The 22377-nt window shown below is 64.8% G+C and carries 21 protein-coding genes; 19 read left to right on the top strand and 2 right to left on the bottom strand.

Translation table 11 applies throughout. The annotated features are described in order from the left end of the window. Positions 1–134: 134 nt before the first annotated feature. Genes GJ699_RS16055 through GJ699_RS16045 form a run of 3 tightly spaced genes read left to right on the top strand, consistent with a single transcriptional unit; the run spans position 135 to position 2589 of the window. Positions 135–1595 (top strand): pilus assembly protein TadG-related protein, encoded by a 1461-nt coding sequence (locus tag GJ699_RS16055; protein WP_154377996.1) that lies wholly within the window; start codon positions 135–137, stop codon positions 1593–1595. Beyond that, positions 1592–2032 (top strand): TadE family protein, encoded by a 441-nt coding sequence (locus tag GJ699_RS16050; RefSeq protein WP_154377994.1) that lies wholly within the window; start codon positions 1592–1594, stop codon positions 2030–2032. The genes GJ699_RS16055 and GJ699_RS16050 overlap by 4 nt, the downstream gene beginning before the upstream one ends. Before the next feature lie 2 nt (positions 2033–2034). Further along, on the top strand, positions 2035–2589 hold the full coding sequence (locus GJ699_RS16045) for a TadE family protein (protein ID WP_154377992.1): 555 nt from the start codon (positions 2035–2037) through the stop codon (positions 2587–2589). On the opposite strand, the gene GJ699_RS16040 is transcribed toward GJ699_RS16045, so the two are convergent. Together GJ699_RS16040 and GJ699_RS16035 are read right to left on the bottom strand one after the other, a co-directional pair. Further along, complete coding sequence (locus GJ699_RS16040) at positions 2586–4532, bottom strand: sensor histidine kinase (protein ID WP_154377990.1); 1947 nt, start codon at positions 4530–4532, stop codon at positions 2586–2588. The genes GJ699_RS16045 and GJ699_RS16040 overlap by 4 nt on opposite strands. Continuing rightward, entirely contained in the window at positions 4529–5248 is a 720-nt protein-coding gene (locus GJ699_RS16035; protein WP_154377988.1) for a response regulator transcription factor, read from the bottom strand. The genes GJ699_RS16040 and GJ699_RS16035 overlap by 4 nt, the downstream gene beginning before the upstream one ends. A gap of 138 nt (positions 5249–5386) precedes the next feature. Between GJ699_RS16035 and GJ699_RS16030 the strand changes: the two genes are divergently transcribed. From GJ699_RS16030 to GJ699_RS15955, 16 genes are all read left to right on the top strand, one after another. Further along, entirely contained in the window at positions 5387–6049 is a 663-nt protein-coding gene (locus GJ699_RS16030; protein WP_154377986.1) for a hypothetical protein, read from the top strand. A gap of 45 nt (positions 6050–6094) precedes the next feature. Then, the gene (locus GJ699_RS16025; protein WP_154377984.1) at positions 6095–8464 is read left to right on the top strand and encodes a DNA polymerase II; all 2370 of its coding nucleotides are present in this window, start codon (positions 6095–6097) and stop codon (positions 8462–8464) included. A 10-nt stretch (positions 8465–8474) separates the two neighbouring features. Next, positions 8475–9263 (top strand): isocitrate lyase/PEP mutase family protein, encoded by a 789-nt coding sequence (locus tag GJ699_RS16020; RefSeq protein ID WP_154377981.1) that lies wholly within the window; start codon positions 8475–8477, stop codon positions 9261–9263. 785 nt (positions 9264–10048) lie between these two features. Further along, on the top strand, positions 10049–11746 hold the full coding sequence (locus tag GJ699_RS16015) for a methyl-accepting chemotaxis protein (RefSeq protein ID WP_154377979.1): 1698 nt from the start codon (positions 10049–10051) through the stop codon (positions 11744–11746). Between the two features lie 149 nt (positions 11747–11895). Further along, positions 11896–12384, top strand: coding sequence for a hypothetical protein (locus GJ699_RS16010; protein ID WP_154377977.1), 489 nt, complete (start codon positions 11896–11898; stop codon positions 12382–12384). A gap of 48 nt (positions 12385–12432) precedes the next feature. Further along, entirely contained in the window at positions 12433–12789 is a 357-nt protein-coding gene (locus GJ699_RS16005) for a winged helix-turn-helix domain-containing protein (RefSeq protein WP_154377975.1), read from the top strand. A 254-nt stretch (positions 12790–13043) separates the two neighbouring features. Next, complete coding sequence (locus tag GJ699_RS16000; protein WP_154377973.1) at positions 13044–14207, top strand: hypothetical protein; 1164 nt, start codon at positions 13044–13046, stop codon at positions 14205–14207. Beyond that, positions 14204–15238 carry a hypothetical protein gene (locus GJ699_RS15995; protein ID WP_154377970.1) on the top strand — a complete coding sequence of 345 codons (1035 nt, stop codon included), beginning with the start codon at positions 14204–14206 and terminating at the stop codon, positions 15236–15238. The genes GJ699_RS16000 and GJ699_RS15995 overlap by 4 nt, the downstream gene beginning before the upstream one ends. Positions 15239–15308: 70 nt before the next feature. After that, positions 15309–15926, top strand: a complete 618-nt coding sequence (locus GJ699_RS15990) for a hypothetical protein (RefSeq protein WP_154377968.1) — start codon at positions 15309–15311, stop codon at positions 15924–15926. Positions 15927–15995: 69 nt separating this feature from the next. Beyond that, positions 15996–16961 carry a zinc ribbon domain-containing protein gene (locus tag GJ699_RS15985; protein ID WP_154377966.1) on the top strand — a complete coding sequence of 322 codons (966 nt, stop codon included), beginning with the start codon at positions 15996–15998 and terminating at the stop codon, positions 16959–16961. Between the two features lie 61 nt (positions 16962–17022). After that, positions 17023–18333 carry an SPFH domain-containing protein gene (locus GJ699_RS15980; RefSeq protein ID WP_229262124.1) on the top strand — a complete coding sequence of 437 codons (1311 nt, stop codon included), beginning with the start codon at positions 17023–17025 and terminating at the stop codon, positions 18331–18333. A 15-nt stretch (positions 18334–18348) separates the two neighbouring features. Then, the gene (locus tag GJ699_RS15975; RefSeq protein WP_154377962.1) at positions 18349–18705 is read left to right on the top strand and encodes a DUF4339 domain-containing protein; all 357 of its coding nucleotides are present in this window, start codon (positions 18349–18351) and stop codon (positions 18703–18705) included. Next, positions 18702–19049, top strand: coding sequence for a hypothetical protein (locus tag GJ699_RS15970; protein ID WP_154377960.1), 348 nt, complete (start codon positions 18702–18704; stop codon positions 19047–19049). The genes GJ699_RS15975 and GJ699_RS15970 overlap by 4 nt, the downstream gene beginning before the upstream one ends. An 81-nt stretch (positions 19050–19130) precedes the next feature. Then, on the top strand, positions 19131–19367 hold the full coding sequence (locus GJ699_RS15965; RefSeq protein WP_154377957.1) for a hypothetical protein: 237 nt from the start codon (positions 19131–19133) through the stop codon (positions 19365–19367). A gap of 255 nt (positions 19368–19622) precedes the next feature. Next, positions 19623–22079, top strand: coding sequence for a methyl-accepting chemotaxis protein (locus tag GJ699_RS15960; RefSeq protein ID WP_154377955.1), 2457 nt, complete (start codon positions 19623–19625; stop codon positions 22077–22079). A gap of 1 nt (position 22080) precedes the next feature. Continuing rightward, on the top strand, positions 22081–22377 hold a 297-nt coding region (locus tag GJ699_RS15955), incomplete at its 3' end, for a chemotaxis protein CheW (protein WP_195763561.1).

Below are 22377 nucleotides of genomic sequence, written 5' to 3'. Positions count from 1 at the left end.
TTTGGCGACGGGCATGATTGCACCTGTCTCCTCTATTCTCCTCCAAGGAAATAGATTTAGCCCGCTCTCTGTAGCGGGCTTTTTTTTTGCCTTGCGTCAATGCTCGCAGGAAAGGCCGGGCCTAGAATCGGCGCATGAGCCTGCATCCTTCCTATCGCTATCCCTCTGGCGCGCCGCGCGGCGCGGTGGCGCTGGTGTTTGCGTTAATGTTGTTCATCCTGCTAGGGTTTATCGCGATGGCGCTCGATTTGGGGTGTTTGTATAACCGGCAGGCGGAGTTGCGGGCGGTGGCGAATACGGCGGCGCTGGCGGCGGCGCGTCAGTTGAATGGCAGCGCGGCCGGGGTTGTCAATGCGTTGGCGCAGGCGGCCAGCGCGGTGGCGGGGGCGCGCTATCAGTATCGGCAGCAGACTATCAGCTGGAGCGGCGCGGCGCTCAGTTTTTCCAGCGCGTCGGATGGCGTTTGGGTCGATGCCGCCAGCGCGCAGGCGGCGCCGGAGGCGCTGTTTTTCGTGCGTGTCGATACCGGTGCGCTGGCCAGCGATCCGGGAACGGTGGATGGCTTGTTCATGCGGGTGCTGTCGGCCGCGCTGGCTTCGGCGTCGGTGCGGGCGGTGGCGGTGGCCGGGCGCTCGACCATCGATGTGGCGCCGCTGGCGCTGTGCGCGCTGTCGGCCACGCCGGCCACGGCGCGCGCCAATCCGGGGCCACCGGCCAATACCGAGTTGGTGGAATATGGTTTCCGCCGTGGCGTGGCCTATGATTTGATGCAGCTGAATCCGGACGGCACTACGGCCGAGAATTTTGTGGTCGATCCGTTTACGCCGCCCGGCGCGACTGGCGCGGCCGGTAATACCGCCGTTAGTCTGGTCGGGCCGTATGTCTGTACCGGTCAGTTGGCGATGCCGCGCGTGACGGGTGGCGCGCTGACGGTGGCCAGGCCGTTTCCGCTGGCGTCGCTGTATAACCAGCTGAATGCGCGTTTCGATCAGTACAGCGGGGCGCTGTGCTCGTTTGTGACGGCGCCGCCGGATACCAATATCAAGTCGTATGTCTATAGCAGCGCGGCGCCGTGGATGACGGTGACGCCGGCCGCGCAGGGCGCGCAGTCGTCCACCAGCGGCGGCAAGCTGTGGACGGTGGCCGATCCGCTGCCGGCGCCGACCGGCAATACGGCGGCGATGTACGGGCCGCTGTGGGCGTATGCGCGGGCGGTGCCTTACAGCAGTTATGTGGCTGGCGCAGCGGAACCCAGCGCTGGCTATACGCCGTTTGCCACCGGCGATTGGGCCACGCTGTACGCGCCGGGGCTGCCGGTGGCCAAGACCACGTATCCGAGCGGCACGCTGACGCCGTACAAGACCAGCAGCGGCAGCTTTTTTCTGGCGCCGTCGAGCGCGCACAAGGGTGTGGCGGGACGGCGGGTGCTGAATGTGCCGCTGCTGGCGTGTCCGGTCAGCGGCGGTAGCGCGACGGTGCTGGCGGTCGGCAAGTTTCTGATGACGGTGCCGGCCACCGCCAGCGCCTTGTATGCCGAGTTTGGCGGGGTGGCGGCGCCAGCCACGCTGGGCGGCGGCGTGGAGTTGTACCGATGAGGCGCCGGCGCGCGCGGCGTGGGCTGGCGGCGGTGGAAATGGCGCTGCTGCTGCCGCTATTTGTGTCGCTGCTGGTGTTTCCGCTGTTTCTGGGGCGGGTGTTCTGGCATTACACGGCGATCGAGCGGGCGGCGCAGGACGCGGCGCGCTATCTGTCGCGGGTGCCGCTGGGCGATATGAATAATCCGGCGCGGGCACCGGCGGCGGCGGCGGTGGCCGGCCAGATCGTGGCGGCCGAGTTGGCCGAGCTGTCGCCGGGCAGCATTCCGTACGGTTTGACCACGTTGTGCGATGGGCAGATCTGTATCGGGGTGGTGACGCCAAGCACGGTCACGGTGAATATTCAGCTGTATCTGGAGGACACCAGTTTCAGTTGGCTGACCTGGCAGCCGCTGCCGCTGGTGGTGGAAGCCAGTTATCCCTATATCGGGAGGTGAGCATGCGTGGGGTGGTGACGGCCGAGTTCAGCATCGTGCTGGTGTGGTTCATGCTGCTGTGCTGCGGCGTGCTGGAGCTGGCGCGCGTGCTGTATATGTTCAATACGCTGCAGGCGGTGACGCTGCGCGCCGCCAGCGCCGCCGCGCATACCGATTTTGCCGATGCGGCGGCGTTGGCCGTGCTGCGGCAGCAGGCGCTGTTGCGCGATGGTGGCGGCGGCCTGCTGTTGGGGGCGCCGGTCAGCGCGGCCTATGTGCGCATCGATTATCTGGCGCTGACCAGCAATGGCGCGGCGATGACGCCGATCGCGGCGGCGGCGTTGCCGGCCTGTCCGGCCAACAATCGCCTGGTCTGCATGAAGGACCCGTATGACGCCAGCTGCATCCGGCTGGTGCGGGCGCGCATCTGCGATCCGGCTGACAGCGGCGAGTGCCGCGCGGTGCTGTATCAGCCGCTGTTTTCCTTCCTCAGCTTGCCGCTGACGCTGCCCACCGCGACCGCGATCGCGGCCGCCGAGACGCTGGGCGCGCTGCCGGGGGCGGCGCCTTGTCCCTAGCTGTGGCCGGGCCGGGTGAGCGGCAGCCACAGCGTGAAGCGGGTGCCGCCGGCGTCCGACTGCCAGTCGACCCGGCCGTCCAGCGCGGCGGCGCGGCGCTGCTGGTTTTGCAGGCCGCGGCCGCCGCCCTGGCGCAGCGCGTGGGTGACGTTGAAGCCGGCGCCGTTGTCGATGATGTGGACTTGCACGCCGTCGGCACCGGCGTTGGTGTCGACCCGGATTTCGCTGGCGCTGGTGTGGCGCAGGATGTTGGCGATGCTTTCCTGGACGATGCGCAGGATGTGCAGCGCGCTGGACGGATTGAGCCACGGCAGCGCCGGGGTTTCGCGCACGGCCCACAGCAGCCGCACGCCGCTGCCTTCCAGTCGCGGTTCGAGCCGGAAGCGCAAGGTGGCCAGCAATAGCAGCAGGTCGGCCTCGACCGGTTCCATCGAGTCGATGGTCAGTTTCAGGTCGTCCAGGCAGTCCTTGAGGATTTGCGCCACCCGCGCTTCGCCCAGGCCGCCGCGCTCGACCGAGCGGATGGCGCCGATCAGCGAGGAGCCGAGGCCGTCGTGCATGTCTTGCATCAGGCGCTGGCGTTCGTCGCTGATGGTCTGGCGCAGTTCGATGTCGCGCAGCCGCTGGTGGCTGGCTTCCAGTTCGGCCTCGCGCCGCGCAAGCCGTTCGGCCAGGCTGGCGTTGACGCGCTCGACTTCGACGATGGCGGCGACGTAGCGCCGGTACATCAGCACGCCGAAGGTGATGAAGCACACCGCCGGCGTGTAGGCACCCAGGTACCAGCCTTCGGCGCTGATGACGTTGTTTTGCAGCAGCCAGTCGCTCATGCCCATCAGGGTGCAGGCGACGATGCCGTACACCACCAGCCGGCCCTCGGCCGAGTGGCGCCAGGCGCAGATGCCGCCGACCACGCAGGCCAGCGCGCTCATCATCGGCGCCACGATGTAGATCAGCGGCGTCACGGTTGGCATATTCGGCAGCAGCGCCAGCGCCGGCAGCGTCAGCACGCCGATCGCCAGCGTCACCGTCACCAGGAGCCGGGTCAGCCAGGCCAGCGGCCGCTGGTGCAACTGGCACAGGAAGTAGTGCACCGCCAGCACCAGCCAGAACAGCGAGTTGACGGTGAGCCAGGCGAACCAGCCGTTTTCGACCGGCAGCTCGATGTAGAAGTGCAGGCCGCGCAGGAAAGTGGTGACGGCCAGGTTGAAGAACAGCAGGTAGGCGATTTCATGCTGGCGGCGCAGCCATACGCATAGCGCGAACACGCCGACCGCCAGGAAGGCGGCGCTCAGCATGGCCGGCAGTTGTTGCTGCAGCCACAGCCGCACATGGTAGCGGGTGCGCAGCGCTTCCTCGGGGCCGAGGTGCAGCGTGGAGACGGCGGTTTGCGAGGCTGGGCTGTGTTCCAGCCGCAGCAGGATTTCATGCACCGGCGGCGCGCCAGGATCGGCGGGCAGCGTGAACCAGAGCGGGGTGCGGGTGCTGTTCCACGATGGGCCGCTGATTTGCGCCTGGTGCGCCAGCCGGCCGTTGACGTAGACCGCGATGGTGCCGTCGGTTTTGACGCGGGCGCCGTACAGCGCCAGGCGGCGCGCCTGCGCCGGCAGGCCGTCGACGCTGACTTTCAGCCAGGTCACGCGCACCGTCGGCACGGGGGCGGCGCTGGCGCCGGCGCGGGCCTGGCGCAGCAGTGCGATCGAGGGGCCGAACGGCAGCGACACCAGCTGCCAGCGGGCCGGCAGGCTGGCGCTGTCGAGCTCGCTCGGCGGCGGGGTGGTGGCGGGCGCCTCGGTTTCCTGCCAACTGGCCTGGGTCAGCAGCAGGCTGGCGGCCGGGGCGTCGCCGCTGTCGTTGTCGAGGTAGAGCACGATGGCGGTCAGCAGCACCGCCAGCGAGAACAGCAACAGCAGCCTGGCCGGCAGGCGCGACGGGGTGTCGCTCAAGACAGCAGTCCCTGGCTGCGCGCCTCGAAGATGGCTTCGGCCTTGGAGCTGACTTTGAGCTTGCTGTAGATGCGGCGCACGAAGGTGCGCACGGTGAAGTGCGACAGTTGCATCAGGCCGGCGATTTCATGCACGGTGAAGCCCTTGGTGATGTAGTCCAGCACTTGCCGTTCGCGCTGCGACAGCAGCGGCGCTTCATCGCTGGCGGTGTCGGCGGCCGGATCGGCGCTGTCGACGGCGGCGGCGCTGGCCGGCGCGCCCGGGGTGGGGCGGAAGCGCGCCAGCACCTGGCGCGCGATGATCGGGCTGATCGGGCTGCCGCCGTTGGCCAGGCTGCGGATTTCATCGCTCATGCGCGACGGCGAGCTGTCTTTCAGCAGGTAGCCGGCGGCGCCGGCCTCGATCGAGCGCATCACATGGGTTTCGTCGCCAAAATTGGTGCTGACCATGATGTTACAGCTGGGCCAGTGGCGCGCGGCGGCGCGGATCACTTCGATGCCGGAGCCGTCCGGCAGGCCGAGGTCGACCAGCAGCACGTCGGCCGGCGGCCCGGCCAGCAACGCCAGTCCTTCCGCCTGGGTGCCGGCGCGGCCGATCAGGCGCATGTCGGCGGCGCTTTGCACCACCAGGCTGAGGGCGCTGCTGAAATCCGGATCGTCCTCGACGATGGCGACGTGGATGGTGCGGCTGGTATCGGTGGGTTCGGTCTGCTTCATGCGGCCATTTTACGCTGGATGCGGACACCGCAAGGCGCTCAAGCGGGCCGTGTAGCACTTTCGTGCTACATACAATGGCGGGGCCGGCAACATAGAATGAAGCTAGTTTTATTTGCCTGTTTTTTAACTGTTGTTTCCATGCACACGACCGACATCCTGCCACAGCCGCGCACCCGCTGGCGGCGCCCCTTGCTTGAATTATCCCTGACTGGCCAGCCACGTTCGTGGCAGGTGCGCGAGCAGCGCTATCGCTGCCAGGGTTACGGCCGCGCGCGCTGGGGCATGGACATGGCGGCGGTGATGACGGTGATCGCGCGCGAGCATCCGAAAGCGCAGGCCGGCATGCGTCATGAATTCGACCGCCTCAGCGGCGAGGAATGGTTTGAACTGGATCTGCCGGCGCTGCCGCCGGGGCCAGGGCCGGCGCGTTTGCGCTATGTGTTTGACGCCGAGTACGGCCGGCTGTGCGAGGTGCATTTGCACTGGATCAGCGGCGGCGATCCGTCGCAGGAGCAGCGCTTGCCGCTGGTGCAGGCGGCGACGCGGCTGGCCGGCGACTTGATGAGCTACCGCTGGTCTGGCCTGACCACGCTGCGCGGCGCGGTGCGCGGCCATGGCGCGTTGCTGCTGTTTTCCGGCCGCGACGAGGATGGCGCGACGGTGGAAATCAGCCTGGATGGCGTCGCGTTCGACGTCGAGCGGCCGGACCAGCCGGGGCGGCCGGAGCACCGGCCGGCGCCGCGCGGGCCGGCGGCCTTGCGGCTGTCGTATCTGGCGGCGGCGTGGGTCAAGCTGGAATAGCACACTGGTAGTGCCAGCTGTATGCGCATACAGTATAATTCTGGCATGACGCATCCCGCACAAAACGGCTTCATCCTGACCCGTCACTGGCGCGACACCGCCGGCGGCACGGAGATCGATTTCTGGCTGGCGACCGACGCCGGGCCCAGGAAAGTCCGCCTCACCGCGCAAACCTCGGTGGCTTTCGCCGAGGCCGGGGTGCGCGCGGCCATCGAGGCGCAGCTGGCGCCGACGGCCGGCATCGAGTTGCGCGAGCTGCAACTGAAGACCTTCCAGCAGCAGCCGGTGCTGGGGGTGTACGCGTCGCGCTACAAGCAGCTGACCGCGCTGGAGCGCACGCTGCGCGACCACGGCATCAAGCTGTACGAGGCCGACATCCGGCCGCCCGAGCGGTATCTGATGGAGCGCTTCATCACCGCCGGGGTGCAGATCGAGGGCGGCCACGCCAGCGGCAGCGTGATCCACAATTGCAAGCTGAAGCCGGCGCCGGATTACCGGCCGGCGCTGAGGATGGTGTCGCTCGACATCGAGACCAGCGCCTACGAGGATTTGTATTCGATCGCGCTGGAGGGCTGCGGCCAGCGTCAGGTGTATATGCTGGGCGCGGCGCCGGAGGGCGCGGCGGCGGTCGATTTCGATCTGGAGTACTGCGCCACGCCGCGCCAGCTGATCGAGCGTCTCAACGGCTGGATGGCGCGCCATGATCCGGACGTCATCATCGGCTGGAACGTGGTGCAGTTCGACTTGCGCGTGCTGCAAAAGAATGCCGACAAACACAAGGTGGCGCTGGCGCTGGGACGCGAGGGCAAGGCCATCGAGTGGCGCGAGCATCCGGGCAAGCAGGGCTATCTGTTTGCGCCGCTGCCGGGGCGCATCATCCTGGATGGCATCGATGCGCTGAAGGCGGCGTCGTGGCTGTTTCCGTCGTACAGTCTGCAAAACGTGGCGCAGTCCATGCTGGGCGAGGGCAAGGAGATCGGCGACGATTACGACAAGATGGCCGAGATCGAGCGCCGCTTCCACGACGACAAGCCGGCGCTGGCGCTGTACAACCTGAAAGACTGCGAGCTGGTGACGCGCATCTTTGCCAAGGCCAATCTGCTGGCCTTCATGATCGAGCGCGCCACCGTGACCGGGCTGCAGGCCGACCATCTGGGCGGTTCGATCGCCGCTTTCAATCATCATTATCTGCCGCGCATGCACCGCGAGGGTTATGTGGCGCCGAACGTGGGCGACGTCAATGGCGGCGCCTCGCCGGGCGGCTTTGTGATCGACTCCAAGCCGGGCCTGTACGATTCGGTGGTGGTGCTGGATTACAAGAGTTTGTATCCGTCGATTATTCGTACTTTTCTGGTCGACCCGGTCGGGCTGATCGAGGGCGAGATTGCCGAGGACGCGGCCGAGGTGGTGGAGGGCGTCAACGGCACCGTGTTCTCGCGCGACAAGCACTGTCTGCCGGCTATCACCACGGAACTGTGGAAGCAGCGCGATGCCGCCAAGCGGGCCAGGAACGAGCCGCTATCGACCGCGCTGAAGCTGTTGATGAATTCCTTCTGCGGCGTGCTGGGCGCCAGCGAGTGTCGCTTCTTCAATCCGCGGCTGGTGTCGTCGGTGACGCTGCGTGGCCACCAGATGCTGAAGCAAACCCGCGAGCTGGTGGAGGCGCGCGGCTATGACGTCATCTACGGCGACACCGATTCGATTTTCATCTGGCTGAAAAAAGAGTACCCGAACGATGAGGCGCTGGCGATCGGCGCCGGGCTGGCGGATTACATCAACGATTGGTGGCGTACCATGCTGAAGGAAAAGCACGGGCTGGAATGCCATCTGGAGATTGAGTTCGACACGCACTATGCCAAGTTCTTCATGCCAACCATCCGTGGCACCGACATGGGCAGCAAGAAGCGCTACGCTGGGCTGACCATCAACAGCAAGGGCGAAGAGGAAGTGATTTATCGCGGGCTGGAGGTGGCGCGCAGCGATTGGACGCCGTTGGCGCAGCAGTTCCAGCAGGGGCTGTTCACGCGCATTTTCAAGGACGAGCCGTATCAGGATTTCGTGCGCGATTATGCGCAGAAAACCCTGTCCGGCGATTATGATGATTTGCTGGTGTACCGCAAGCGGCTGCGGCAGCCGCTGGACGAATACAAGGTCAATGTGCCGCCACAGGTGCGCGCGGCGCGCATCGCCGACGACTACAATCAAGCGCAGCGTCGCCCGTTGCGTTATCAGAACGGCGGCTGGATCAGCTATGTGATGACCACTGGCGGTCCGGAACCGCTGGAGGTGGTGCGCTCGCATATCGATTACGAGCATTATCTGAGCAAGCAGTTGCAGCCGATTGCCGATTCCATTCTGCTGCCGATGAACGATAGCTTCAACAGCCTGACCACGGCGCAAGCCAGCCTTTTTTAACGGAGACGGTATGAGCGAATTCAAGAAACTGCATGACGGCAGCAAGTTGTTGCATTTGCCGAACGCCTGGGATGCGGGCAGCGCGCGTTTGTTCGAGAGTCTGGGCGCGACGGCGATCGCCACCACCAGCGCCGGCGTGGCGTGGGCGCAGGGCTATGCCGACAATGATCATCTGCCGGTGGAGCGCGCGGTGGCGGTGGCCGCGAATATCGCGCGGGTGTTGACGGTGCCGCTGTCGGTGGATTTTGAAAATGGTTATGCGGCCGATCCGGCGCAGGTGGCGGCCAATGTGGCGCGGCTGATCGATGCGGGTGTGGCTGGCATCAATCTGGAAGATGGGGCGGATGCGCCGGCGCTGGTGGCGGACAAGATCCGCGCCATCAAGGCGTTGGGCAAGGAGCTGTTCATCAATCTGCGCACGGATGTGTATTTGAAGGGGCTGGCGCCGGAAGGCGAGCGCGTGGCCGAGGTGCTGCGGCGCGCGGCGCTGTATCGCGAGGCTGGCGCGGATGGTTTGTTTGTGCCGGGCATTTGCAAGGTGGATGAGATCAGCGCGGTGGTGGCGGGCGCCGGGCTGCCGGTCAATGTGATGGATTGGCCGGGCTTGCCATCGGCCGAGCAGTTGCATGCGCTGGGCGTGGCGCGGCTGAGCGCCGGTTCCGGTATTCCGCAGGCATTGTGGGCGGTGGCGGCCGGCATGGCGCGCGATTTCCTCGCCACCGGCAACGCCGGTCCGCTGATCGCGCAGGCCATGCCGTATGGCGATCTGCAGGCGCTGTTCCTCAAGCCGCAGGGCTGACGGCGCGCGCCGCCGGTCGGTTTATTCGAACGCCACGTCTTCAATCCGGAAGCGGAATTTGCGGCGCTCGGGCAGATCCCAACCCTCGCCGGGCGTGGTGTCGCGTGGCTGGCCGCACGGATGAGTCGCGCCGGCCAGCAGGCGTTGCGCGTGGTGCGGGCGAACGCGTGCGCGAACTGGTTGGGCGTCACGGCTTTGCCGTTGTGGATGATTTCGTCACCGACTACACGCGCGTAGTTGTGTTCGCCGTAGCTCCATGAGCGGATCTCGGTGCCCTCGGGCAGGAACAGTGTTTTCCATTGGTAGCCGCGCACGCTGGCAGGGTCGCTGCCCTTGGCCAGTTGCGTCTGTTCGCGCAGCCATAAGTCGATGGCGCTGTTGATCGCGGCGGAGACGTCTTGCGCGCCGCCACGGATTTGAAGCTGGCTGATCAGGCGGAGCAGGGTATCGGTGTCTACCTGCACGGTCACTGTGGATTTCATCCTATTTCTCCCTCTGCTTTTCCCTATTTAGACCTGCTTTCCCCTGCAAAGTTCAGTGCAGGGGAAAATCGAGAAAAGCAGGGGAAAATAGGAGAGAAAATAGGAGGTTTGCCACAGGGAGTGGGGAAGGGAACCCCCTGTATATACCCCGCCGTCCGTAATGGCGATGGATATGCTCGCGGCCATAGAAACATACAATCGCTTGCAATTTGCATGTCTGGTATAACAAGAAACGTTCGATGAATTACAGACATGGCGCCTCGCCCCCGCGCTGCCGCAGTGAACCCTGTTCAGGAGCTGACCATGCGCGCCTTTTTGAATCTCCGTCTGTTTACCAAACTGATGCTGTCGTTTGCCGTGGTACTGCTGTTATGCGTGGGCCTGGGCAGCTTCTCGGTGGTGCAACTGGCCCGGGTCAACGCGACTTCCACCGATCTGCAGACCAACTGGATGCCCAGTGTGCGCGTGCTGCTGGAGATTAAATACGACATCGCCCGCTACCGCTCGCAGGAAGCGCAGCACATCTTGTCCGAAACCCCGGCCGACATGGACAAGTACGAAAAGCGCATGGGCGAATTCGCCGACAAGCTGAAGAAGCACCGCGCCGAATATGAAAAGCTGATCACCGAACCGGAAGAGCGCAGCGGCTACGCCGAATTCAGCCGACTGTGGGATAAATATCTGGTGCAAAGCGCGGAAGTGATCAAACTGTCGCGCCAGGAAAAGAACGCCGAAGCGCGGGCACTCACGCGCGGCGACGCGGCCACGCTGTTCAACCAGGCATCGGACATCATGGAGCGGCTGGCGGTCATCAACATCGATGGCGGCAACAAGGCCAGCGAGCTGGGCGACGCACTGTATGCCTCGGCGCGCTGGTGGATCATGGGCATCGTGGTGGCCTGCGTGGCGCTGGGCGCGATCCAGGCGGTGTGGATTTCCGGCCTGATCGCGCGGCCGCTGGAAAACGCGGTGCACATCGCCCAGACCGTGGCCGCCGGCAACCTGACCAGCCAGATCGTGGTCAGCACCACCGACGAAACCGGCCAGTTGCTGCAAGCGCTAAAAGAGATGAATGACAATCTGCAGAAAATCGTCGGCCAGGTGCGGCAGGGAACGGACGTGATTTCCACCGCCGCCAGCGAAATCGCCACCGGCAATCTGGACCTGTCGGCGCGCACCGAACAGCAAGCCAGCTCGCTGGAAGAAACCGCGTCGTCGATGGAGGAGCTGACCTCCACCGTCAAGCAGAACGCCGACAACGCCCGCCGCGCCAACGAGCTGGCGCACTCGGCCTCCGGGATCGCGGTGCAGGGCGGCGACGTGGTGTCGCAGGTGGTGCAGACCATGGGTTCGATCAACGCCTCGTCCAGCAAGATCGTCGACATCATCGGCGTCATCGACGGCATCGCGTTCCAGACCAACATCCTGGCGCTGAACGCGGCGGTGGAGGCGGCGCGCGCCGGCGAGCAGGGGCGCGGCTTCGCGGTGGTGGCGTCCGAGGTGCGCAATCTGGCGCAGCGCTCGGCCAGCGCGGCCAAGGAAATCAAGAGCCTGATCACCGACTCGGTGGCGCAGGTGGAAGCGGGCAGCAAGCTGGTGCACCAGGCCGGCAAGACCATGGAGGAGGTGGTGGCCAGCGTGCGCAAGGTGTCGGACATCGTCGCGGAAATCACCACCGCCGGCAAGGAGCAGGAGGTTGGCATCGAGCAGATCAACCAGGCAGTGGCGGAGATGGATACCGTCACCCAGCAGAACGCCGCGCTGGTGGAGCAGGCGGCTGCGGCGTCGGCCTCGATGCAGGAGCAAGCCGAGCAACTGGCACGGGTGGTCAGCGTGTTCAAGCTGGAGGCCAGCGAGCGCGCCGCGCCGTCGCGTGTGGCGGTGGCGCCAGCACCGGCGCGCCTGCCCGCCAAGGCGGCTCAGCCGCCGGTCCAGCTGGCGATGGCGCGCCAGCCGGCCAAGACCGCGAAAGCCGCCGCCGCCGATTGGGAAGAGTTCTGACCGGCAGGCCGCAGTCAGGCCACAGTCAGGCTGGAGTGTGCTACTGTGCGACAACTTGCACCCGCTCCGCCTGATTTATGAAACAGCCCATCTCGTCGTCCCGCTTGAATCTCTACATGGTTATCGGCGCAGTTTGCCTGCATGGGACGATGATGATGGTGAACGAGCTGTTCTTCCGCCGCACCGAGTTCATGCAAGGCATCGGCTGGATTTACCTGCCGGCGGGGACCAGATTGCTGTGCGTGCTGATGTTCGGCTGGACCGGTGCGCTGGGCTTGCTGATCGCAGGCTGGCTGGCCTGTTACTGGTACTACTTCCCGGGCGAGCTATTGCGCGCCACCAGCGGCGCCATTTGCGGCGCGCTGGGGCCGTATCTGATCTACCTGATCGCACAACAACGCTGGGGCTTGCGCAGTTCGCTGAGCAAGCTGACGCCGCAGCGGCTGTTGATCTGCGCGCTGGGCTGCGCCTTTGCCAGCCCGCTGCTGCATCACCTGTGGTTTGCCCTGCATGGCGAGCTGGGATTGCTGCCCGGTTTTCCGGTCATGTTCATCGGTGATCTGATGGGCAGCCTGATCGTGGTCTACACCGCCAAATACGCGCTGTCCCTGTTGCCGCTGCCGCAAGGCGCGCGCTAGAGGGGCTATGCTAGAATTTGCCGCAGCACCCTCCCTTCATCTCACCCTATGACCACTGCCAAGCGACCTGCCGATCTCTACCTGCGTTTCCTGCAGCTGGCTGAAGCCTTGCGTGGTCTGCCGTCGTTGCCGCCGCTGGACCCGCTGGAAGAACGCATCCTGGCCATCATTGCCCGTGCCGGCCAGGAGCGGCAGCGCTTGTCGGTGCGCGACATGATGGCGAAAAAAGACCTGGGCGCCCCCGCCACCCTGCATAGCCGGCTGACCTCCATGCGCGAAAAAGGCTGGATCATGCTGAGCGATACCGAAGATCCGCGTCGCAAGCAAATCGAGCTGACCCAGGCCGCCTTGCTGCACTTCGACAAACTGTCGAAGTGCATGGTGCAGGCCGCGCAACAAATCTAATTCCTCAACGAAATATATTGCACACCAGCCACTCTGCGGCTAGACTGTTCTAAAAATTAGAACATAGTTTGTTGCGCGCGATCGTCGCACAAACAAGACGGGTTAATTCTCTCCAATAATCACAATATTTCAAAAAATATATTTGTTATCACAGACTGAATGCGATCGCATTGAATCTGGTTTCAGTATTTTAAAAAAATAAAATTCAGAAAAAATAGTTGCCGTTTGGAAAAGCTGGCTTGTATAATTTTCTTATGAAAATCACTAAAATAATATCGTTCCTGCTAGGGATGCTGTGTTTTTCCTGCCAAGCGTGGGCCACCGATGTTTCCGTCGCCGGATTTGCCTTTGCCGGCGATTTTCAGAGTGCCGCGCAGCGCTTCCCGCGGGCCTATCGCCTGTTCACGCTGCGCCAGGGATCGGAGAATATCCAGGAGCGTTATTCCGCGATGGTGGCGGAAAAAGCCGGTGCGATTAATAACCCGCAATTCCACTTTACCCGTGCCGGCATGGTGAATCTGCAGGCCGACCGCGCATTAATGGCGGCGCTGGTGTTAACCGGTGAAACCGTGGTGACCGAGCATTACGGGAATTATTACAAGACCTTTGTCAATCTGCGTGCCGACACGCTGATATTTGATTATAAAAATCAGACCATCGTCCGCAACTGCCCGGTCAACGTGGTGCTGTTCGACGCCACCACGCAAGCGCCGAGCGAAGAACGCCTGAGCGGTTTTGTCGACAATCTGATCCGCCGTCCGGATGAAAAAGGCTTGATCTCGCAGTTCGCCCAGTGCCTGCAGCGCGCCACCCTGCCGGGCGACAACGTCCGCACCCTGCAAGTGCGCAAGGGCGAGGTCAGCGCCGAAGCGCTGGCCGCCTTCCCCGAAATCCTGCGCAACAACCCGGCCACGGTGCAAGCCATGCTGGCCGACACCCTGGGCTCGGTGCTGTCGTCGCGGCTGGGACTGTCGATGCTGCCGAGCAGCATCGGCCACACCGGCGGCGTGATGTCGCTGCGGCTGGAAAACGGCGACGACATCAAGCTGACGCTGCCGTCCGGCGACTATGTGTTCGACATCAAGCTGAACAAATTCGCCAAGCTGAAGACCGCCGAAACCAGCGTCAGCACCACCTATGTGTACGGCGCCTATATGTCGCTGGGCTTTTCGGAGCCGCTGATGAATACCGCCTTCATCCAGACCGACCTGAAGAACGGCGAAGTCGCCGTGTTGCCGACCGGGCAGGTCAATAGCGACGACTTCTCGGCCTACCAGGACGCGGTGCGCGGCCTGTACACCAAGTTTGCCGACGCGCTGGCGCAGCCCGCCGCGGCATGGATCAAAACCGCGGCCTCGGCCAAGGATATCGAGGCGCAAATGGCTGTTGCGCGTGACACCTTAAGGAAGATTAAATGAAAAAAAGCCTGTGGATGCTGATGCTGTTGGTGTGCCCGCTGCTGGCGGCGGCGCAAGTGGTGCAGGTCAAGGGCGTGGGCACCGTGACCTATACCAGCACCCCCACTCCGGAACTGAAGGAAAGCGCCTACGTCAAGGCGCAGATGGCCGCCATCGAACATTACTTCGACGAGCGCGGCGAGGCTGAAATGCAGAACTTCGCGGCGGTGCAGGACAAGATCCAGGAAAACATCGAGAAATACATCAGCAACACCGTGGTCATCAACGAGCAGGACCAGACCAGCCTGCGCAAATATTCGGTCGCCATCCGTGGCGACCTCAGCCTGACCAAGCTGAATATCCTGCTGCGCTCGGCCAGCAACGTCAGCAAGGCGGCGCACGGCGAGAAGTCGCAACTGGTGTATCTGTTCGTCGGCCGCGAGGCGGCCAGCGTGCGCAGCTTCGAGGCCCGCGTGCTCAAGCGGGTCGAGGCCGAAGCCACCAACAGCGGCAGCGCCAAGGGCACCCAGCGCGCCGCGCTGCAAGTCGAAAGCGGCGGCAGCAGCCAGCAAAAGGCCGACGAGGTCAATTTCCGCCTGCTGCCGCTGACCAACGCCAGCACCGCCATCAGCAGCCAGTTCTCGCAGGGCGGCTTCGAGGCCACCGATTCCTCGTTCGTCATCAGCGACAGCGATTTCAAGACCGCGAGCAAGGATTTCTCGGCCGGTAACGACCTGGCGCCGGCCACCCAGCGCGCGGTGGTGGCCACGCTGCGCAAGAACCGGGTGCCGTTCTTCGTCACCGCCACGCTGGACGTCGGCGCGGTGGACAAGGACCCGGTCAGCGGCCTGGCGCGGGTCGCGGTCACGGTCACGGCCAGGGTGCTGGACTTGCGCGGCAATTTCCCGCGCGAAGTGGCCTCGGTGCCGGCGGTGCAGCTGTACGGGGTGGCGCCGGACAACGCGATGGCGCGCGACAAGGGTTTGAAAGACGCCGCCACGCTCGCCACGCGCGAGGTGATCAGCCGCCTCAACGCCGCCGGCGTGCAATAACGATTCTCACGGGCGCGCTCACCAGCTGACGGGGCGCGCTGTATCTGATAAGTCGGCAGGAGAGGGATCTATGAGCAGCAAAATGATGGCGGCCGTGGTGGCCATGGCAATCGCGGCAATGGCCGTGCCGGCGCACGCCCAGTTGGGCGGCTTGAGCAAAGCGCTGGGCGGCGGCAACAGCAGCAGCGGCAGCGTCAGCGCGGAATCGCTGGTGAAAAGCTATGTCGGCGGCACCCAGCAAGTCATGAGCGCGGACGTCAACTTCCTCAAGGCGCTGGGGCTGAAAGACCAGGCCGACAAGACCGAGCTGGCGGCCAAGAACCTGACCACCGGCGCCACCGTGTCCAGCATGCAGGACGCGGCCCAGGTGCAGACCGACAACAGCAAGGCGCTGGACGCCGCCATGAGCGGCAACAAGGTCGCGCTGTCGGCGGAAAGCAAAAAGAATTACACGCTGGGCCTGGTTGACCTGGTCAAAGGCATCAAGAGCTACACCGGGGTGGCCGGCGACGTCAAAGGCTTCAAGCCGAGCGTCAGCTCGCTGGGCGCCGGCGCCGCTGCCGCCGCCTACGTGGTGAAGTCGCTGCCTGACAACATGAGCTCGCTGAAAAACACGCTCAAGCGCTCGCTCGACTTCGCCAAGGAAAACAAGATCGAGATTCCGGCCGACGCCACCAGCCTGCTGTAATCCCGTCCCGCCGTGGGGCGGCCGTGGCCGCTCCCGGCGCATGTCGCCACCCCACCATCAGGAACCACCATGAATCAGATGTCCGACAGCCCGGCCACGCAAAAGCGCGGCGCGATCCACAAGTGTCCCAGCTGCGGCGCCCAACTGGCGGCATTTGTCTCGGCCTGCGAGGCCTGCGGGCATGAATTTACCGATATCGAAGCCAACCGCTCGATCCTGGCGCTGACCCAGCGCTTCGAGGACATCGAGCGCGAAGCCGATGAACGCGGCCTCAAGGGCCGCCACCGCGAGCAAGCCATCGTCACCAAGCGCGCGCGCGTGATCCGCGACTTCCCGGTGCCGAATTCGCGCGAAGACTTGCAACAGCTGATGTTCTTCATCCAGCCCAAAATCGTCGCCAGCGTGCAGCCCGATCCCAACCTGGAGGATTGGCGCAGCAAATTCCTCGAAGTGCTGAACCGCGCCCGCAACGCCTACCGCAACGACGCCGCCGCGCTGGCCGAGTTCGACCGCGTCGAAGCCAGCCTGCAAAGCAGCGTCGGCCAGGACTTGCAGATCAAGGCCAAGCGCAACCCGCTGCTGTTCGCGCTGCTGGGCGGCGTGGTGATTCTGGGCGGGATCGGCGTGGTCAGCTCGCAACTGGACAGCCACAAGGCGCAGCAGTGCGAAGACCAGTACGTGCAGGCCGCGCACGACGAGAGCGCGCGTCTGCGCATCGTCGCCGGCGAGGCCGACCAGCAGTACCGCGGCAAAAACTACAGCGCGGCCCAGACCGCCGCCGCCAAGCTGCGCTGGGAACTGGCCGACGGCAGCTGCAAGCAGAGCGACAACCAGCAGGCGCGCAGCCTGTGGGACGGCAAGCGCGCCGAGCTGAGCGCGCTGATCGCCGGCGCGGTCGCGGCCGAACAAGCCGCCGTCAACGCCGCCGCCGAGCGCGCCACGGCGGAAAAAGTCGCGACCGAGCAAAAGAGCGCCGAAGTGGCCCGCATCGCGGCCGACAAGGAAAAAGCCCGCGAAGTCGAAAAGAAGTGGTAAGCACCAGATAAGTAAAGGACGACTGGACATGGGTTTTTTTGGCAAAAAAAATGAAGGCGGCATGCTGGACGTGATCCGCTGCGACGAAGAAAAATACCTGATCTGGAAGTGGCGCCCGAGCGGCGCCGCCAACAGCACCAACAAGGAAAACGCCATCCGCTGGGGCAGCAGCCTGCGCGTCAAGGATGGCGAGGTGGCGGTGTTCGTCTACAAGCAACAGGACGGCGCCACCCAGGACTTCATCGAGGGACCGTTCGACGAAACCATCAAGACCGCCAACTTCCCCATCATCTCCAACCTGATCGGCCTGGCCTATGCCGGCCAGAGCCCGTTCCAGGCCGAGGTGTACTTCATCAACCTGCAGGGCCAGCAGGACTTGCCGTTCGGCGTGCCGTATTTCGACGTGTTCGATCCGCGCTTCATGGACTTCCCGGTGCGCATGGCGGCGCGCGGCGCGATCAAGTTCAGCATCACCGACTACCGCGCCTTCATCAAGCTGCACCGCCTGGTCAACTTCGACCTGGAGCAATTCCGTGTGCTGGTGCGCGACGCGGTGCTGAAATACGTCAAAGGCATCATCAGCAACATCCCGGCCGACCACGGCATGCCGGTGCTGCAGATCGAGCGCAAGCTGCTGGAAATTAACGACCTGATCGCGCCGCGACTGGCGCAGGCGTTCAAGGACGATTTCGGCGTCAACCTGGTGCGCTTCGACCTCGCCACCATCGAAGTCGACAAGGAAACCCACGAATACCAGCAACTGCGCAGCATCACCGCCGATCTGGAAATCGCCATGCGCCAGAAGCAGAACGAAGTCAGCCTGCGCAATCTGGACCAGACCCAGGAAATCAACGCCATCAACATGGCGGAAACCATGCGCATCCAGCGCGAGGCCAGCGAACGCTTCCAGACCTTGCAGACCCAGAGCCAGCACCTGGCGGCACACCAGATCAACCAGCAGACCCAGGTGCTGAGCGCCGCCGCCGCCAGCCTGGGCGACATGAGCGCGATGCCGCTGGGCGGCGGTGGCGGTTTCAACCCGGTCGGCATGATGACCGGCATGGCGGTGGGCGGCGTCATGGGCGGCCAGATGGCCAATATGATGACCGCGGCCGGCCAGACCATGCAGCAACCGCCGCCACCACCGCAAACGCTGTACAACGTCAGCGTCAATGGCGTCAGCACCGGGCCATTCAATCTGGTCCAGCTGCAGGAGCAGGCGCGCGGCGGCCAGCTGACGCCGCAACAGCATGTGTGGAAGGCCGGCATGGCCAACTGGGAACTGGCCGGCCAGGTGGCCGAACTGGCGCCGCTGTTCGCGGCGGCCCAGCCGCCGGTGCCGCCACCACCACCGCCACCACCCGCGCTGTAAGCAACCGGAGCCGACATGAGCGACGATAACTTTTATTCGGTGCAGCGGCTGGTCGAATTCGGCATGGGCGTGGCGATCGCGCGCCAGATGAGCGAATCGATGCAGGAAGCGCTGCGCCAGACCCACATCCCCGGTTCCCACACCGCGCCGTTGAGCGCGCTGGCGCGGCTATACCACGTGCTGCTGGACGGCAAACCGGCCGGCCCCTTCAGCGAGCGCGAGCTGTTGCAACTGATCGTGGCCGGCAAGCTCACCAAACAAAGCCATGTCTGGAAGCCCGGCATGGCCCAGTGGCAGCTGGCCGAGCAGGTGGCCGACGTGCTGCGGCTGGTGGCCTTGGCGCCACCCCCATTTCCCTCGGAAGGAGCATGATGCGCATCCACGCAGTCAACTTATTAATCGCCCTGCTGATCGCCGGCCTGCTGACGTTCGGGCTGGTCTCGATCGACAGCAACGCCATGAAGGGCACCATCGGCGTCGGCGCGTTTGCCTTCCTGGCCAGCACGCTGGCGCTGGCCATCGGCGTCAGCTTCGAGGGCGGCCGGGTCGGCGTCAACGTGCGCATGCTGTCGCTGCTGTTCTTTGCCGGCGACCTGGTGCTGAACCTGATCTTCGCCTACGCCGCGTTTGCGCAATCGACCTACGTGGTGTGCTGCGGCATCTTGTTCCTGCTCTACGTGCTGCTGGCGCAAGCGCTCTACACGGCGCGCCAGTAAGCGGCTCAGCGTTAGTCAACGCACTTACCGCCGCGCGCCGCGCGGGCATGATCGAAGCGTCCATTTTGCACGGAGGCCATCATGCCACGCGGAGCCAGCCCCAAACGCGAGCGCGAATATAGCAAGCTTGAAAAAAAGTTCAAGCAGGAAGGCCGCTACCCGGGCCGCGAGGACGAGGTGGCGGCGCGCATCGTCAACAAGCAGCGTGCCGAGAGCGGTGAAACTAAAAAATATCAGCACCGGCCGGTGAAGCGCTCGGCCTCGCGCCGCAAGAGTCGTAGCCACCGTAGCGGCAGCCGACGCGCCAGCGCGCGCTGAGGCGGACGTGGCGGCACAGCGTCGCCGCAGGGCCGCCGCATCGCCGTCGCCGCCGCATGACCGCCAATCGCGGCCATCGCTCTCATAGTTAAAATTTTCTTGCCTCACGCCAACGTCGCGGTTACATTACGACATCCCCCGCCGCTGCGCCCCATCCCCCGCCTGCCGGCCCCAACCGAGCGCCACATCGCGCCGTCGCTCCGGATCACTGCTCTTTCATCGTGACATCCCGGGCTCTCTCAGGACCAAACCACCATGACCGATCTTTCCGCGACTGCGGCGCCGGCCGCCGCATTGCAACGCGCCGCCGCGATTGCCACCGCCATCGACCTGACCCAGGGCGTGATCGAATACGATCCGGACGGGCGCGTGCTCGACGCCAACCAGAATTTCCTCGACATCGTTGGCTACTCGCGCGAGCAGCTGGTCGGCCGCGATCATCGCATCTTGTGCAGCCAGGAATACATCCATTCCGAGGCATATGGCGAGCTGTGGCGCCGGCTGGCGCTGGGCGAGGTCGAGAAGCAGGGCGTGTGCGTGCGCCTGAGCAGCGCTGGCAAGCCGTTGTGGCTGTATGGCTCCTACAACCCGGTGCTGGACGACGACGGCAAGGTGATCAAGGTGATCCAGCTGGCGGTCGACGTCACCGAGCCGAAAACCCGCGCCGCCGACCACGAAGGCAAGATGTCCGCCATCGACCGCGTGCACGCGGTGATGGAGTTTAATACCGACGGCACCATCCTGTCCGCCAACGACAATTTCAGCGCCATCTACGGCTATAGCGCCAGCGAAGTGGTGGGCAAGCACCACCGCCTGTTCTGCGACCGCGACGACGTGCAGTCGGAAGACTACGCCGACTTCTGGCGCCAGCTGGCGGCCGGCGGCTGCCAGGTCGGCAAATTCCGCCGCCGCACCAAGGACGGCCGCCGCATCTGGATCAGCGCCTCGTTCAACGCCGTGCTGGGGCCGGATGGCCAGCCGCTGAAGATCGTCGAATACGCGTCCGACATCACCACCATCATCCACGGCAACCTGGAATTCGAAGGCAAGGTGGCGGCGCTGAACCGGGCCCAGGCCGTGATCGAGTTCGACCTGGAAGGCCGCGTCATGCAAGTCAACGACAACTTCCTCGACGCCTTCGGCTACAGCCGCGAAGAATTGATCGGCCGCTCGCACGACCTGCTGTGCGAGCCAGCCTTCACCCAGTCGACCGAATACCACAGCTTCTGGCGCCACCTGGCCGGCGGCGGCTACCACGCCGGCGAATACAAGCGCGTGACCAAGGATGGCCGGCCGATCTGGATCCAGGCCTCCTACAATCCGATCCTGGACGACGAGGGCCGCCCGATCAAGGTGGTCAAGTTCGCCACCGACATCACCGAGACCAAGCTGCGCAACGCCGAATACGCCGGCCGCAACGCCGCCATGGACCGGGTGCAGGCGGTGATCGAGTTCGACCTGCAGGGCCGGGTGCTGAGCGCCAACGACAACTTCCTGGCCGTGGTCGGCTACCAGCTGGACGAAATCAAGGGCCAGCACCACCGCATGTTCTGCGACGCCGAATACGCCCACTCGACCGACTACCTGACCTTCTGGGAGCGGCTGGCACGCGGCGAATTTCACGCCGGCGAATTCCACCGCCGCAGCAAGAGCGGCAAGGACATCTGGATCCTGGCCTCGTACAATCCGATCTTCGACGGCGACGGCAAACCGTACAAGGTGGTCAAGTTCGCCACCGACATCACCGAGCAAAAGCGCATGCACGCCGACATCAAGGGCAAGCTGGACGCGATCGGCCGCTCGCAGGCGGTGATCGAGTTCGACCTGCGCGGCCAGGTGATCTCGGCCAACGACAACTTCCTGCGCACGCTGGGCTACACCGCCGACGACGTGCTGGGCCAGCACCACAGCATGTTCTGCGCGCCGGCGCTGGTACAAAGCAGCGAATACCGCCACTTCTGGGCCAATCTGGCGCAGGGCATGTACCAGTCGGGCCGCTTCCTGCGCCGCGCCCGCCATGGCGCCGAGGTGTGGATCCTGGCCACCTACAACCCGATCCTCGACTTCAACGGCAAGCCCTACAAGGTGGTCAAGTTCGCCATGGACATCACCGACCAGGTGCAGCGCGAACAAGCCATCACGCAGAAAGTGCAAGCCATCACCCAGCTGCTGAACGGGCTGACCAACTCGATCAACGAAATCGCCCGCGGTTCCGAGCGCTCCAGCGGCCTGGCCGGCCAGACCCAGAACGAGGCGCACGAGGGCGGCCAGCTGGTGGAATCGGCGCGCGCCGCCAACCAGGCGATCCAGACCTCGTCCGGCGAAGTGCACGAAATCGTCGACGCGATCGGCGACATCGCCGCCCAGACCCATCTGCTGGCGTTCAACGCCGCGATCGAGGCGGCGCGCGCCGGCGAGCATGGCAAGGGCTTCTCGGTGGTGGCCAACGAAGTGCGCAAGCTGGCCGAGAAATCGGCCGGCGCGGCGCGCGAGATCGCCAAGCTGATCAACCAGACCGTCAGCCGCGTCGACGAGGGCGGCCGGTTGTCGAGCGAAGTCGAGGCGGCGTTCGCGCGCATCGTCAAATCGGTGGTGACCACGCGCGAATCGATCGCCAGCATCCACCAGTCGACCGCCGCGCAGGCCTCGGCCACCAGCGACGTCGCCCTGCTGCTGCAGGATCTGGAACGCATGACCGCTGCCAAGAACTGATATGAACGCCCGCGACGATAGCGGCCTGGCGCCGCAAGTGGTGGTGCGCATCGGCGCCGCCCGCATCGGCATCCCGGCCGCCCGCGTGGAACGCGCGCTGGCGGCGCCGCCAGAATACACGCCGCTGCCGCGCCGCCACGGCGCGCTGCTCGGCCTGCTGGCGGTGGATGGCCAGCCGGTGCCGGTGATCGACATCGGCTGCTGGGTCGCGCTGGCCAACGCCGATGCCGCGCCCAACGCTGCCGCAAGCGCCGCCAGGCCCGGCGCGGCAGCGGCCAACGCCAACGTCGCCAACGCC

Origin of the sequence: Duganella guangzhouensis (genome assembly GCF_009674535.1) — a bacterium.
Lineage (GTDB): Bacteria > Pseudomonadota > Gammaproteobacteria > Burkholderiales > Burkholderiaceae_D > Rugamonas > Rugamonas guangzhouensis.
This window is presented reverse-complemented; position numbering and strand designations above follow the sequence as displayed.